The 13,347-nt window shown below is 65.7% G+C and carries 15 protein-coding genes; 2 read left to right on the plus strand and 13 right to left on the minus strand.

The annotated features are described in order from the left end of the window. Positions 1-34: 34 nt before the first annotated feature. Positions 35-937 (plus strand): LysR family transcriptional regulator, encoded by a 903-nt coding sequence (locus tag ACWPW1_RS18245; protein ID WP_313648262.1) that lies wholly within the window; start codon positions 35-37, stop codon positions 935-937. A 3-nt stretch (positions 938-940) separates the two neighbouring features. Here ACWPW1_RS18245 and ACWPW1_RS18250 read toward each other — a convergent pair whose 3' ends face one another. Beyond that, a complete protein-coding gene (locus tag ACWPW1_RS18250; RefSeq protein WP_454253614.1) occupies positions 941-1,642 on the minus strand; it encodes a tellurite resistance TerB family protein in 702 nt (233 codons plus the stop codon). 192 nt (positions 1,643-1,834) lie between these two features. On the opposite strand from ACWPW1_RS18250, the gene ACWPW1_RS18255 reads away from it, so the two are divergent. Next, a complete protein-coding gene (locus ACWPW1_RS18255; RefSeq protein WP_454253615.1) occupies positions 1,835-2,305 on the plus strand; it encodes a nuclear transport factor 2 family protein in 471 nt (156 codons plus the stop codon). A gap of 37 nt (positions 2,306-2,342) precedes the next feature. Here ACWPW1_RS18255 and ACWPW1_RS18260 read toward each other — a convergent pair whose 3' ends face one another. The 12 genes from ACWPW1_RS18260 to rpsP all read right to left on the minus strand — a co-directional run bounded on the left by ACWPW1_RS18260 (position 2,343) and on the right by rpsP (position 13,302). Next, positions 2,343-3,446 (minus strand): NADH:flavin oxidoreductase/NADH oxidase, encoded by a 1,104-nt coding sequence (locus ACWPW1_RS18260; RefSeq protein WP_059316042.1) that lies wholly within the window; start codon positions 3,444-3,446, stop codon positions 2,343-2,345. A 299-nt stretch (positions 3,447-3,745) separates the two neighbouring features. After that, positions 3,746-5,467, minus strand: coding sequence for a single-stranded-DNA-specific exonuclease RecJ (recJ, locus tag ACWPW1_RS18265; protein WP_454253616.1), 1,722 nt, complete (start codon positions 5,465-5,467; stop codon positions 3,746-3,748). Next, positions 5,467-6,006, minus strand: a complete 540-nt coding sequence (locus tag ACWPW1_RS18270) for a YaeQ family protein (protein WP_454253617.1) — start codon at positions 6,004-6,006, stop codon at positions 5,467-5,469. Before ACWPW1_RS18270 ends, recJ begins: the two co-directional genes overlap by 1 nt. A 186-nt stretch (positions 6,007-6,192) precedes the next feature. Continuing rightward, on the minus strand, positions 6,193-7,602 hold the full coding sequence (thrC, locus tag ACWPW1_RS18275; RefSeq protein WP_454253618.1) for a threonine synthase: 1,410 nt from the start codon (positions 7,600-7,602) through the stop codon (positions 6,193-6,195). A gap of 46 nt (positions 7,603-7,648) precedes the next feature. Beyond that, on the minus strand, positions 7,649-8,953 hold the full coding sequence (locus ACWPW1_RS18280; RefSeq protein ID WP_059316046.1) for a homoserine dehydrogenase: 1,305 nt from the start codon (positions 8,951-8,953) through the stop codon (positions 7,649-7,651). A 107-nt stretch (positions 8,954-9,060) separates the two neighbouring features. Further along, positions 9,061-9,786 (minus strand): thioredoxin fold domain-containing protein, encoded by a 726-nt coding sequence (locus ACWPW1_RS18285; RefSeq protein ID WP_271652913.1) that lies wholly within the window; start codon positions 9,784-9,786, stop codon positions 9,061-9,063. Between the two features lie 225 nt (positions 9,787-10,011). Beyond that, a complete protein-coding gene (xerD, locus tag ACWPW1_RS18290) occupies positions 10,012-10,902 on the minus strand; it encodes a site-specific tyrosine recombinase XerD (protein WP_434774933.1) in 891 nt (296 codons plus the stop codon). After that, on the minus strand, positions 10,899-11,312 hold the full coding sequence (locus ACWPW1_RS18295) for an acyl-CoA thioesterase (RefSeq protein WP_454253619.1): 414 nt from the start codon (positions 11,310-11,312) through the stop codon (positions 10,899-10,901). The genes xerD and ACWPW1_RS18295 overlap by 4 nt, the downstream gene beginning before the upstream one ends. Before the next feature lie 65 nt (positions 11,313-11,377). Next, positions 11,378-11,728, minus strand: coding sequence for a 50S ribosomal protein L19 (gene rplS, locus ACWPW1_RS18300; protein ID WP_007160957.1), 351 nt, complete (start codon positions 11,726-11,728; stop codon positions 11,378-11,380). A gap of 42 nt (positions 11,729-11,770) precedes the next feature. Beyond that, complete coding sequence (trmD, locus tag ACWPW1_RS18305) at positions 11,771-12,508, minus strand: tRNA (guanosine(37)-N1)-methyltransferase TrmD (RefSeq protein WP_059316049.1); 738 nt, start codon at positions 12,506-12,508, stop codon at positions 11,771-11,773. Positions 12,509-12,511: 3 nt separating this feature from the next. Then, positions 12,512-13,048, minus strand: coding sequence for a ribosome maturation factor RimM (gene rimM / locus ACWPW1_RS18310; RefSeq protein WP_059316050.1), 537 nt, complete (start codon positions 13,046-13,048; stop codon positions 12,512-12,514). A 5-nt stretch (positions 13,049-13,053) separates the two neighbouring features. Beyond that, the gene (gene rpsP / locus ACWPW1_RS18315; RefSeq protein WP_059316051.1) at positions 13,054-13,302 is read right to left on the minus strand and encodes a 30S ribosomal protein S16; all 249 of its coding nucleotides are present in this window, start codon (positions 13,300-13,302) and stop codon (positions 13,054-13,056) included. Positions 13,303-13,347 lie beyond the last annotated feature (45 nt).

Below are 13,347 nucleotides of genomic sequence, written 5' to 3' on the forward strand. Positions count from 1 at the left end.
CGGCCGGTCAGACAGGCACCGACGAGGAAACAGGATGTTCGATTGGAACGATCTGCGGGTTTTTCTGGAGGTCCAGCGCCATGGCCGCCTGCTCACCGCCGCTCGCAGCCTGGGCGTCAGTCATGCCACCGTCGCCCGTCACCTGGAGGCGCTGGAACGCGCCCTGGGCAGCCAGCTGCTGGTGCAGCAGGCCAGCGGCTATCAGCTCACCCCCGCCGGCCAGGCCCTGCTGGCGCATGCCCAGGCGATGGAAGAAGCCGCACTGCTGGCCCAGGAGGCCGTGACCCAGAGGCTCAATCCGCTGGGCCAGGTACGGGTCGGGGTGACCGAAGGCCTGGGCACCGGCTTTCTCGCCCAGCGCCTGGGGGCGCTGCTGCGCGATTATCCGGGTCTGGAAGTGGAGCTGGTCTCGGTGCCGCGCTTCGTCAGCGTCACCAACCGCGAAGCGGACATCGCCATCACCCTGGAAAGACCCACCGCCGAAGGCCTGATCGGCCGGCGACTGACGCCCTATCGCCTGAGGTTCTATGCCAGTCGCGCCTACCTGGATCGAGCACCGGCGCTGGATGCCGAAGCCGACCTCGGCGAACAGGCCTTCATCGGTTACGTCGACGACCTGCTGTACACCCGTGAACTGCAATTCATCCAGGGACTCTGCCCCGAACCGCGCATCGTCTTTCGCAGCACCAGCGTCATCGCCCAGCGCGAGGCTGCTTGCGCCGGCATCGGCATCGCGGTGCTGCCCTGCTACCTGGTGGGTCAGAACACCCCCTTGGAAGGCGTGCTCCCGGAGCGGTCCTTCACCCGCGAGTACTGGATCTCGACCCACCGGGAGTTGCACCGCTCAGCGCGCCTGCGCGTGGTCTGGGATTTCCTGTTGCACCTCTGCGCGGCGGAGCGGAGCGTCCTGCTGGGCGATGAACGCCCGCTCCCCTAGCCGTCAGACCGCCGCGGCCTCACGCTCCAGTTCGGCCCGCAGGCCCGGCTCCAGGCGCAGCTGACGCGCCAGTTCGTCCAGGTAGGCCTTTTCCATGTACTGCTGATCGTCGATCAGCATCAGGCTGGCCAGGTACATCTCGGCGGCCATCTCCGGTGTTTCGGCTGCCGCGGCGACCTTGGCCGGATCCAGCGGTTGTTCCAGTTCCCGCTGCAACCAGCTGCGCAACTCGGGATCGTCATCCACCTTGGCCATCTCGGCCTCGATGGCCTGGCGCTCCTGGTCATCGACATGACCATCGGCCTTGGCTGCCGCGATCAGGGCGATGAGTACCGCTCGGCCATGGGCCTCGGCTTCGTGCTCGGGCACCCGATCCACGGTGCGAGGCTCGGCGGTCTGCGTACCCTGCGCCTGATTGGCTTGCCAGGACTGATAGGCCTTGTAGGCAGCCATGCCAAGTGCCGCCAGCCCGCCGTAGCCAACGGCCTTGCCGCCCAGGCCACGGCCGCGCTTGCTGCCCAGCAGGGCCGTCAGGGCGCCGGCGGCCAACCCGCTGCTACCCAGGCCCGAGAGCAGGCCGCCCAAGGGGTCCTTGCCCGCCGACGGCGTACCGGCACCCGGCCGCGTGGTCGACTGGCCGGTCTTCTTGGCCAGGGCCTGCTGGCCGGCCCTGAGCAACTGATCGAGCAAACCGCGGGTATTCATGGACAACCTCCACAAGAGACAGGGTTCAGGCTGTTGTGACCGCCCCCCTCGCCCTCCGGCTCCCGGCACCTGCTTACCGGATGTTGCAATCCCGAGGCCCGCATCGACCTGGTCGATACAAAATATTTCTGACTGACAGTTGCACTGGGCGCTACTCTTGCGTCTTCCCCTTGCAGTTGCCGGAGACACCCCATGCGTTCGCGTCTGGCTGTGCTGTTCGCGCTTTCGCTCGCCCTCGCCGCCGGCCAGGTTCAGGCCGCCGCCGAGGACGCCCGCCTCATCGCCAATCGCTATCTCGATGCCTGGAACGATCACGACGCCGAGGCCGCCAGCGCGCTGCTCGATCCCAAGGTGCAGTATTTCGACAGTGGTGCCGCCACCACCGAGACCAGCCGTACCCAGGCCCGTGACCGGATCGTCAAGGTCACGCTCAAGGCCGTGCCCGATCTGCAGGTGAAGATGGTGCACAAGCCGGTGATCGGTCCGCGCAGCATCGCCTTCGAATGGGAACTGACCGGCAACCGCGTTACCGCCACCGGCAAGCAGCCGGTGAAGATTCGCGGCGCCAGCATCATGAAGATCCGCGACGGCCGCATCTGGTACCTGGGCGACTACTACGATAGCGACGCGCTGGAAGCCCTGCTGCGACCGGTCAAGCCCTGAGGCAGGCAGCCATCCCAATGGGTGGCCGCCTTTCGGTCTACTCCGCGCCGAACGGCTTGCGCAGTGGCGTATCCCGGTGCGCGGCACGCACGTACTGGGGTGGCCAGGAAACCTTTTCGCGCAGGGACTCGGCAGCGTTGAGCGGCCAGTAGGGATCGCGCAGCAGTTCGCGGGCCAGCAGCACCAGATCGGCCTGCCCGGTACGCAGCACGTGCTCGGCCTGGGCCGCATCGGTGATCATGCCTACCGCGCCACTGGGGATGTCGGCTTCCTTGCGCACCCGCTCGGCGAACTGGGTCTGGTAGCCGGGCCCGGTAGGAATGTCCGCCTGGGCTGCGGTGCCACCGGAGGAGACGTCGATCAGGTCGACGCCTAGCGTCTTCAGCCGGCGTGCCAGCTCCACCGTCTCGTCGACATCCCAGCCGTCTTCTACCCAGTCAGTGGCGGAAACCCGCACGAACAACGGCAACTCTTCCGGCCAGACCGCGCGTACATCGGCGGTGACTTCCAGCAACAGGCGAATGCGATTCTCGAAATTGCCGCCGTAATCGTCCTCGCGGCGATTGGAGAGCGGCGAGAGGAACTGGTGCAGCAGATAGCCGTGGGCGGCATGGACCTCGGCAACCTTGAAGCCGGCCGCCAGGGCGCGCTCGGCGGTCTCCACGAAGGCCCGGCGGACGCTGGCGATATCATCGCGATCCATGGCCGTGGGCCGGGTGTGCTGGGGATCGAAGGCGATGGCCGAAGGCGCCACCGGCACCCAGCCGCCCTCGGCGATGGGCACGCTGCCGTGCTTGCCGAGCCAGGGCTGCCAGGTACTGGCCTTGCGCCCGGCGTGGGCCAGCTGGATGCCGGCGACGCTGCCCTGGCCTTCGATGAACTGGGTGATGCGCCGCAGGGGCTCGATCTGCTCATCTTTCCACAGGCCCAGGTCCTGGGGCGTGATGCGCCCGTCGGCGGTGACCGCGGTGGCCTCGAAGATCACCAGACCGGCGCCACCGGTGGCGCGGCTGCCGAGGTGGACCAGGTGCCAGTCGTTGGCGAAGCCGTCTTCGCTGGAGTACTGGCACATCGGGGAGACCACCACGCGATTGGGCAGGGTCAGCTGACGCAGGGTCAGGGGCTGGAACAGGAGACTCATGGCGCACCTCGTCTAGTCGGGATTCACGGCATTGGAGTACGCCCGACCAGAATAGATCGCCGATCCGACAGGGCTCGTCTGAAAAGTCGCCGAGCTAAGGTCAGGCAAGGCGCAACGACCAACGGGAGTAACAGCCAACGGCTGGCCCGGAGGGTGAGCGCCAGCGAATCAAATCAGCTAGGAAGCGGATCGGACTCGCGCTCGAGTTTACGAGTGGTAAATGAGCATTCCGATCGGACTGGCGAACCAGCTGATTTTTAACGCAGCATCACCGAGCGCAGGCACCTTTCAAACGAGACCTAACGCGGCGCCAGGTGCACCACCAGCAGTTGCACGCTCTCGTTGCCGCGAAACTCGTTCACGTCCAGCCGATAGGCCAGCTCGGCCCAGCGGATGTTGGGATCGGGCCAGGTGTCGCGATCGATGTTGAAGGCGATGCCGTCCAGCTCCGGGCCACCCTCTTCGCTGCGCAGGGTCAGCTTGAGATGCCGCTCCTTGAGCAGTCGCTGGGAGAGGATCTCGAAGGTGCCATGGAACAGCGGTTCAGGAAACTGCTGGCCCCAGGGACCGGCCTGGCGCAGGGCCTGGGCCAGGTTGAGCTGGAACTCGGCAGGCGCGAGGCAGCCGTCGGTCTGCAGGCGCCCGCTGAGGTCGTCGGCCTGCAAGTGGCGCCGCACCTCGGCGTCGAAGGCGGCGGCAAAGGTCTCGTAGTGCGCCTGGGGCAGGCTGAGGCCGGCGGCCATGGCGTGACCACCGAACTTGGTGATCAGTCCCGGATGGCGGGTCGCCACGGCGTCCAGGGCATCGCGGATGTGCAGCCCGGCCACCGAACGCGCCGAACCCTTGAGCATGCCGGTGCCGCTGCCGTCATCGGCAAAGGCCAGCGCGGGGCGGTGATACTTTTCCTTGAGGCGCGAGGCGAGGATGCCGATCACGCCCTGGTGCCATTCCGGATCGAACAGGCAGAGGCCGAAGGGCAGATTGTCTTCCGGCAATTCCTTGAGCTGCTTGAGCGCTTCGCGCTGCATGCCCTGCTCGATGCTCTTGCGGTCCTTGTTGAAGTCGTCCAGTTGCTGGGCGTATTCCTGCGCCAGCTCCGGGTCTTCGCAGAGCAGCAACTCGATGCCGATGGACATGTCGTCCAGGCGCCCGGCCGCATTGAGGCGCGGCCCGAGGATGAAGCCCAGGTCGCTGGAGGCTACCTTGCCCGGCTGGCGCCCGGCCACTTCCAGCAGTGCCTTGAGCCCCGGCCGTGCCCGGCCGGCGCGGATACGCATCAGCCCCTGGTGCACCAGGATGCGGTTGTTGGCGTCCAGCGGCACCACGTCGGCGACGCTACCAAGGGCCACCAGATCCAGCAGCTCGGCCAGGTTGGGCTCGGCGATGCCCTGGCGAGCGAACCAGCCGCTCTCGCGCAGGCGACTGCGCAGCGCCAGCATCACATAGAAGATCACCCCGACCCCGGCGATGCACTTGCTGGGAAAGGCGCAGGCCGGCTGGTTGGGATTGACGATGGCGTCAGCGGCAGGCAATTCGGCGCCCGGCAGGTGGTGGTCGGTGATGACCACCTGCAGCCCGGCCGCCTTAGCCACGGCCACCCCATCCAGGCTGGAGATGCCGTTATCGACGGTGAGTAGCACCTCGGGTTCGCGCTGCAGGGCTACGGCGACGATCTCGGGCGTCAGGCCATAGCCGTATTCGAAACGATTGGGTACCAGGTAGTCGACCCAGGCGGCGCCCAGCCGGCGCAGGGCCAGCACGCCCACGGCGCTGGCGGTGGCACCATCGGCGTCGAAATCGCCGACGATGAGGATGCGGCGGCGCTCTTCCAGGGCGCGGGCCAGCAGCTCCACCGCCGCCTCGATGCCCTTGAGCTGGTGATAGGGCACCAGCCGCGCCAGGCCCTTGTCCAGTTCTTCCGGCTGGGTCACGCCGCGCGCGGCATAGAGCCGGGTGAGCAGCGGCGGCAGGTCGCCCAGGTCGGGCAACACCGCCGGCAGCGGGCGAGGCTCCAGGCGCATCAACGCTCGCCCAGCAGCCATTCCAGCTGCAGTTCGTGCTGGCCACGGTCGTCGGTGACGAACAGGGTGCCTTCGCTGATCATCACCTGCCAGGCGATGCTACGCGGCAGATCACGGGCCAGCTCGGCCAGGGGCTCGGCGGGCACGGCGGCGATGTGCAGATTCTTCAGCGTCTTGACCGCATCCACCACCTTGGTCTGCCAGACACGCAGGTTGCCGTAGGCCAGCAGGCTGGTACGTTCGGTGCGACGGCTGCACCAGGTCAGGCGCTCGGCATCGGGCTGCCCGACCTCGATCCAGTGCAGTACCCGGCCATCGAGACTCTTCTCCCACAGCGCCGGCTCGTCGACATCGGACAGGCCGCGCCCAAAGGCCAGCTGCTCGTTGTACCAGAGCGCAAAGGCCAACAACCGTACCACCAGCCGCTCCTCGGTCTCGGAGGGATGCCGCGCCACGGTCAGGCGCAGATTCTCGTAGACCCCAAGATCCAGATCGGTGAGGTTGAGTTCGACTTTGTAGGGCGTGGCTTGCAGAGCCATGGGCGGGTCACCGGCAGGGAAAGCCGGGCATTGTACCGGAAAAGGCCGCGGGACTTGGGACCGTGGATCCGTAGGTTGGGCTGAGCGCAGCGAAGCCCAACAAAGACGATTCGCGTCCGACTTTGTTGGGCTTCGACAATGGAGCCGTCTCTGCCCAACCTACGGTCATAGGTTGGGCAAACTACCCTACAGCGGCTGACCACGCCTGCCGTGGCGGGCGACGAAGGCCTGGACGGCGGCGAGGTCGTTGGGCAGCACGGTGCAGCGCTCTTCGCGTTGCAGCAGGTCGGCCAGGTGGGTCGGCAGGCTCAGCGCTGCGCCGATGCCGGCCTTTTCCACCGCTTCGGGGAATTTCACCGGGTGGGCGGTACCCAGCACCACCATGGGGGTGGCCAGGCTGCGGCGGCATTCGCGAGCGGCGCGCACGCCAATGGCGGTGTGCGGATCCAGCACTTCGCCGGTAGCCGCATAGACCTCGGCGATGGTGGCGCAGGTCTCTTCGTCGCTCACGGCCAGGGAGTCGAACAGCTTGCGTGCCTCGGTCCAGCGATCATCCGCCACCGACAGGGTGCCGCTGCTACGGAAATTCGCCATCAGCTCGGCCAGGGCCAGGCCGTCGCGACCGTGCAGGTCGAACAGCAGGCGCTCGAAGTTGGACGACACCATGATGTCCATGGACGGCGACAGCGAGGCCTCCAGCTGCTGCTTGTCATAGCGGTTGCCCGACATGAAGCGGTGCAGGATGTCGTTGCGGTTGGTCGCCACCACCAGCTGGCTCACCGGCAGGCCCATGTTGCGCGCCAGGTAGCCGGCGAAGATGTCGCCGAAGTTGCCGGTGGGCACGGAGAAGGCGATGGAACGCGCCGGGCCGCCCAGCTGCAGGGCCGCATGGAAATAGTAGACGATCTGGGCCATGATCCGCGCCCAGTTGATCGAGTTGACCGCCACCAGCGGTGCGCCCTTGAGGAAGCCCTGGTCGGCGAAGCTGGCCTTGACCATCTCCTGGCAGTCGTCGAAGTTGCCTTCGATGGCGATGTTGTGGATGTTGTCGCCCAGCAGCGTGGTCATCTGCCGACGCTGCACTTCCGACACCCGCTGGTGCGGATGCAGGATGAAGATGTCCACGTTCTCGCAGCGCTTGCAGCCTTCGATGGCCGCCGAGCCGGTGTCACCGGAGGTAGCGCCCATGATCACCACGCGCTCGCCGCGCTTGGCCAGTACATGGTCGAGCAACCGGCCGAGCAGCTGCAGGGCGAAGTCCTTGAAGGCCAGGGTCGGGCCATGGAACAGCTCCAGCACCCACTCGTTGGCGTCCAGCTGGCGCAGCGGCGCGATCGAACTGTGGGCGAAACCGGCGTAGGTCTCTTCCAGGATGGCCTTGAATTCGGCATCGGCGATGGAGCCGGCGACGAAGGGCTTCATCACCCGGAAGGCCAGCTCGTGATAGGGCAGACCGGCCCAGGAGGCGATCTCCTCCAGGGAAAACCGCGGCAGGTTCTCCGGTACGTAGAGACCACCATCACTGGCGAGACCCGCCAGCAGCACTTCTTCGAAATTCAGCGCGGGCGCCTGGCCGCGGGTACTGATGTAACGCATGACTCGACCTCGGGAAAGACGGCGGCGCCGGGCGCCGCCAGGCTGCTCAGTTCAGGTGCTCGACACGGATGCGGACCACGTCGCCGACGACGTCATCCAGGGCTTCCAGGGCGGCGATGGCCTCGACCATGTGACGCTCGATCACGCGATGGGTGATGAGGATCATGGGCACCAGGCCGTCATGCTCCTCGGCTTCCTTCTGCATGATCGACTCTATGTTGATGCCGCGTGCCGACAGGATGCTCGCCACCTGGGCCAGCACGCCCGGGTGATCCTTGGCCTGGATGCGCAGATAGTAGGCGCTCTCGCAGGACTCGATCGGCAACACCGGATGGTCGGACAGCGCATCGGGCTGGAAGGCCAGGTGCGGCACTCGGTTTTCCGGGTCGGACGTCATGGCGCGGACCACGTCCACCAGGTCGGCCACCACCGCCGAGGCGGTAGGCTCCTGGCCGGCTCCGGCGCCGTAGAACAGCGTCGAGCCGACGGCGTCGCCATTGACCATCACCGCGTTCATCACGCCGTTGACGTTGGCGATCAGCCGATCGGCCGGGATCAGTGTCGGGTGTACCCGCAGCTCGATGCCCTGGTCGGTGCTGCGCGCCACGCCCAGGTGCTTGATGCGATAGCCCAGCGCCTCGGCGTAGCCGACATCGGCGGTGGTGAGGCGGGTGATGCCCTCGGTGTAGGCCTTGTCGAATTGCAGCGGGATGCCAAAGGCGATGGACGCCAGGATGGTCAGCTTGTGGGCGGCATCGATGCCTTCCACATCGAAGGTCGGATCGGCTTCGGCATAACCCAGCGCCTGGGCCTCGGCCAGGACGTCGGGGAAGGTGCGACCCTTCTCGCGCATCTCGGAGAGGATGAAGTTGCCGGTGCCGTTGATGATGCCGGCCACCCAGTTGATGCGGTTGGCCGCCAGGCCTTCGCGCAGCGCCTTGATCACCGGGATGCCACCGGCCACCGAGGCCTCGAAGGCGACGATCACGCCCTGCTCGCGCGCCTTGGCGAAGATCTCGTTGCCGTGGACCGCGATCAGCGCCTTGTTGGCGGTGACCACGTGCTTGCCATTGGCGATGGCGCGCAGCACCAGCTCGCGCGCCAGGGTGTAGCCGCCGATCAGTTCCACCACCACGTCGATCTCGGGATTGTCGACCACGGCCAGGACATCGGCGGTGATTGGCGTGCTGCCGGTATCGCAGTGAGGATTCGGCCGGCGCTGGGCGATCTGCGCCACCTCGATACCCCGTCCGGCACGCCGGGCGATTTCCTCGGCGTTGCGCTTGAGTACGTTGAAGGTCCCGCTGCCCACGGTACCCAGACCACAGATGCCTACTTTGACCGGCTTCACACCCTTATCCCCATGTCGTGTGGCGCCGCTCCGCAGCGCCGTTGAAATCTCTGTCGCCGCGCAAGGCCCTGTACGAAAGTGCCCGCGCTTGATGCGTCGTGCAGAACCTAGCGGGCGCTGATTGCCGCTTCCGCCAATTGGTCCGCCGGCTGATAACCCGGAATCATCTGGCCATCGGCGAGAATGATCGCCGGGGTGCCCTGGATGCCCATGTTCTGCCCCAGCGCGAATTGCTGAGCGACCGGATTCTGGCAGCTTTCGGACTTGACCTCATGCCCGGTGAACATCTGGTTCAGCGCGGTAGGCTTGTCCTTGGCGCACCATACCGCTTCCAGCTGCTTGGACCCCGGCGAGCCCATGCCCTGCCGCGGGAAGGCCAGGTAACGCACCTCGATGCCGCGCTTGTTCAGCTCGGGCACCTCGGCGTGCAGCTTCTGGCAATAGGGGCAGGTGGTGTCGGTGAAGACGGTGATGTGCGCCTTGGTCTCGCCCTTGGCGGGATAGACGATCATCTGGTTGCGATCGAGGCCGTTGATCTGCCGCGCCACGGCGACGTTCTCGGCCTTCTCGGTCAGGTTGGAGGCCTTGCCGTCCTTGACCTGGTAGAGATAGCCCTGCATGACGAACTGGCCGTCGCCGCTGGCATAGAGCACCCGACCGCCCTTGAGCTGTACCTGGTAGAGGCCTTCCAGCGGGCTCTTGGCGATGGACTCGATGGCGAGATTGGGTTGCAGCGCGGTCAGGCTCTGGCGAATGGCCTGCTCAGGTTCGGCCTGAGCCAGTTGCACGCCGAGCCCCAGGCAAGCGGCGAGCAACAGTTGGGAAATACGCATGGTTGACTCCTGTTGAGACGCCGGCAAGCCTACCACAGACCTGCCGGCTACGGCGGTCCCGCCCCAGGGCGGGGCTTCAGAAGTATCTACGCAATTTTGGCGGCGCTTTTGATCCCTGAGCGGCGTTGCCGCTCCTCGCCATAGCCCTGCTATGACTCGTCCCGGCGCCTGGTTCAGAAACCAAAATCACTCGCCAATTCTTGCGCGAACTTCTGAAACACCGCCCTAGCCGCGCGGATGGTGCTGGGCGTGCAGTTGCTGCAGCCGCACCCGGGCGACATGGGTATAGATCTGGGTGGTGGACAGACTGGTATGGCCGAGCAGCATCTGCACCGTGCGCAGGTCGGCGCCGTGGTTGAGCAGGTGGGTAGCGAAGGCGTGCCTGAGGGTATGCGGCGACAGCGAGGTGCGGATGCCGGCCACCTGGGCATGCAGCTTGATGCGGTGCCAGAAGGTCTGCCGGGTCATGGGCGTACCTCTCTGGCTGGGGAAAAGGATGTCACCGGGCTGGCCGCCTAGCAGTAGCGGTCGCGCGGTCTTGAGATAGTCCTCCAACCAGGCGATGGCCTCTTCGCCCAGGGGAATCAGCCGTTCCTTGCTGCCCTTGCCGAACACCCGCAGCGAGCCCTCGCGCAGGTTGATCTCGTCCAGGGTCAGGCTGATCAGCTCGGTCACCCGCAGCCCGGTGGCATAGAGCACCTCGAGCATGGTGCGATCGCGCAGGCCCAGGGTGTCCTCGGTATCCGGCGCGGCCAGCAGGGCTTCCACGTCCGCCTCGGACAGGCTCTTGGGCAGCGGCGCGCCCAGCTGCGGCATGCTCACCAGCAACGTCGGATCCTCGGCGACCCGCCCCTCGCGCACGGCATACTTGTAGAAGCTGCGCAGGCCGGAGAGGAAACGCGCGGTGGAACGCGCCTGGTAGCCTTCGCTCAGCCGCCAGCCGAGGTGATCGAGCACGGCGTCGCGCCCCAGACTCTCCAGGGTCAGCCCCCTGCCCTCCAGCCAGCGGGCGAAGGCCAGCAGATCGGTGCGGTAGGCGCTGCGGGTATGGGGCGACAGCCCCTTCTCCAGCCACAGGGCGTCGAGGAACTCCTCGATCAGCCGCTCGGCGCTCACGCGGCGAATCCGGGCAGCACCGGCGTCGGCTTGCCCTCGTCGTCGACCGCGACAAAGCTGAAAGCACCGTTGATGGCGCGCTCGCGCCCTTCCGCCAACATGCCCTCGACGAAGACCTCGACCTGCACCTTGATGCTGGTACTGCCGACCTTCACCACCCGCCCGATCAGTTCGACGATGGAGCCGGCGGGAATCGGATGATTGAAGTCGATGCGATCGGTGGAGACCGTCACCAGCGGCTTGCGGCAGAAGCGCGTCGCGGTGATGAAGGACACCTCATCCATCCAGGCCAGGGCAGTGCCGCCGAACAGGGTGTGGTGATGATTGGTGGTGGGCGGGAAAACCGCCTTGGCCACCCGGGTTTCCGACAGCGCGGTGCGCCGCTGGATTTCCGCTTCGCGGGTCGTCATGTCTTACCTCGAACCTCAGAAACGAAAAAAGCAGCCGAAGCTGCTTTTTTCTGGTCACGCCGCGATCAGGAAAGCTTTTCCTTGATGCGGGCAGCCTTGCCGGACAGTTCGCGCAGGTAGTACAGCTTGGCCTTGCGCACGTCACCGCGACGCTTGACGCTCAGGCTGTCGACCAGCGGGCTGTAGGTCTGGAAGGTACGCTCGACACCAACGCCGTTGGAGATCTTGCGCACGGTGAAGGCGCTGTTCAGGCCGCGGTTACGCTTGCCGATCACCACGCCTTCGAAGGCCTGCAGACGCTGACGGTCGCCTTCCTTCACCTTCACCTGGACGATCACGGTGTCGCCGGGGGCGAACGCCGGGATTTCCTTGTTCATCTGCTCAGCTTCGATCTGGGCAATGATTTTGTTGGTCATGTCACTCTGCTCCTAAGACAGGCCGCGGCCCGCCATCGATACCTAACTATCGTTCCGCTGACGAAGGTATTCCGCCAACAGGTTCTGCTCTTCTCCAGAAAGCGAGCGGCCATCCAGAAGATCGGCGCGTCGCTCCGCAGTGCGTCCCAGGGACTGCTGCAGGCGCCAGCGCCGGATATGCTCGTGGTTACCACTGAGCAACACGTCGGGTACGCGACGGCCCTCGTACACCTCGGGTCGGGTGTAGTGCGGGCAATCGAGCAGGCCGTCGGTAAACGAGTCCTGCTCGGCGGAATCCACATGCCCCAAGGCTCCGGGCAGCAGTCGCGTAACCCCATCGATCAGCACCATGGCCGGCAATTCACCGCCGGACAGCACATAGTCGCCAATCGACCATTCTTCATCCACGTGCGTCTCGATGAAACGCTCGTCGATACCTTCGTAACGCCCGGCGATGAGGATCAGATGCTCCTCCTGCGCCAGTTCCCGTACCGCCGCCTGGTCGAGCTTGCGACCCTGGGGGGACAGGTAGATCACCTTCGCCGCCGAATCACCCTTGGCATCGGCCAGGGCGCGCTCCAGCGGCTGGATCTTCATGACCATCCCGGGACCGCCGCCAAAGGGCCGGTCGTCCACGGTCTGGTGGCGATCCTCGGTATAGCTGCGCGGGTTGTAGCAGGTCAGTTCCAGGAGCCCCTGCTTCATCGCGCGACCGCTCACGCCATAGGCGCTCACGGCCTCGAACATCTCGGGAAAGAGGCTGATGACATCGATACGCATGGATTAGAAATCCGCGTCCCAGTCGACCTGCATCTCGCCCTTGGCCAGATCCACCGCCAGCACGTACTGGTCAGGCAGATAGGGCAGTAGACGCTCACGATCGTCGAGGCTGCCAGCACTGGGCTTGACCACCATGACGTCGTTGGCCCCGGTCTCCAGCAGATGATCCACCACACCCAGCCACTGGCCTTCGCGATTGATCACCTTGAGACCTTCCAACTGATGCCAGTAATAGTCGCCGGCGCCCAGCTGGGGCAATTCACTACGCGGCACGCAGATCTCGAAACCGGCCATGAGACGGGCCTCTTCGCGATCATCCAGGCCCTGCAGACGTACCGTCAGAACCTTGCCGTGCAGCCGACCGCCGAGCACCTTGACCTGCCGGATCTCGCCTTCGCGCCGCAGCGTCCAGGTCCGATAGTCCAGCAGATTGTCGAGCGGATCGGTAAAGGAGTAGATCTTGAGCTCACCGCGTACGCCGAAGACCGAAACTATCTTGCCCAGGACCACCAGGTCGGGGGCGGGGGTCGGCGTACTCATGGTCTTCAGGCGGTAGCCTGAGCGCTCTTGAGCAGCTGAGCAACGCGCTCGGACGGCTGGGCGCCCTGCGACAGCCAGTAGCTGGCACGCTCTTGATCCACCGACAGACGGATTTCGGCGCCGCTGGCGATCGGGTTGAAGAAACCGATGCGCTCAACGAAGCGACCATCACGCGCATTGCGGCTGTTGGTCACGGTCAGGTGGTAGAAGGGGCGCTTCTTGGAGCCGCCACGGGCTAGACGGATGGTTACCATTGAACTTCGTTCCTGTAGTCGGTGCTTGAAACAGTGGGCACGCTG

Source organism: Pseudomonas sp. Marseille-Q7302, assembly GCF_965111925.1.

What these genes read in the sequence shown, in the direction of transcription:
- ACWPW1_RS18245 (WP_313648262.1), top strand. Translation starts at nt 35, where the DNA reads ATGTTCGATTGGAACGATCTGCGGGTTTTTCTGGAGGTCCAGCGCCAT.
- ACWPW1_RS18295 (WP_454253619.1), bottom strand. Translation starts at nt 11,312, where the DNA reads ATGACGACCCGCGAAGCGGAAATCCAGCGGCGCACCGCGCTGTCGGAA.
- recJ (WP_454253616.1), bottom strand. Translation starts at nt 5,467, where the DNA reads ATGCGCCTGGAGCCTCGCCCGCTGCCGGCGGTGTTGCCCGACCTGGGC.
- ACWPW1_RS18285 (WP_271652913.1), bottom strand. Translation starts at nt 9,786, where the DNA reads ATGCGTATTTCCCAACTGTTGCTCGCCGCTTGCCTGGGGCTCGGCGTG.
- trmD (WP_059316049.1), bottom strand. Translation starts at nt 12,508, where the DNA reads ATGCGTATCGATGTCATCAGCCTCTTTCCCGAGATGTTCGAGGCCGTG.
- rplS (WP_007160957.1), bottom strand. Translation starts at nt 11,728, where the DNA reads ATGACCAACAAAATCATTGCCCAGATCGAAGCTGAGCAGATGAACAAG.
- rimM (WP_059316050.1), bottom strand. Translation starts at nt 13,048, where the DNA reads ATGAGTACGCCGACCCCCGCCCCCGACCTGGTGGTCCTGGGCAAGATA.
- thrC (WP_454253618.1), bottom strand. Translation starts at nt 7,602, where the DNA reads ATGCGTTACATCAGTACCCGCGGCCAGGCGCCCGCGCTGAATTTCGAA.
- ACWPW1_RS18270 (WP_454253617.1), bottom strand. Translation starts at nt 6,006, where the DNA reads ATGGCTCTGCAAGCCACGCCCTACAAAGTCGAACTCAACCTCACCGAT.
- rpsP (WP_059316051.1), bottom strand. Translation starts at nt 13,302, where the DNA reads ATGGTAACCATCCGTCTAGCCCGTGGCGGCTCCAAGAAGCGCCCCTTC.
- ACWPW1_RS18255 (WP_454253615.1), top strand. Translation starts at nt 1,835, where the DNA reads ATGCGTTCGCGTCTGGCTGTGCTGTTCGCGCTTTCGCTCGCCCTCGCC.
- ACWPW1_RS18260 (WP_059316042.1), bottom strand. Translation starts at nt 3,446, where the DNA reads ATGAGTCTCCTGTTCCAGCCCCTGACCCTGCGTCAGCTGACCCTGCCC.
- ACWPW1_RS18250 (WP_454253614.1), bottom strand. Translation starts at nt 1,642, where the DNA reads ATGAATACCCGCGGTTTGCTCGATCAGTTGCTCAGGGCCGGCCAGCAG.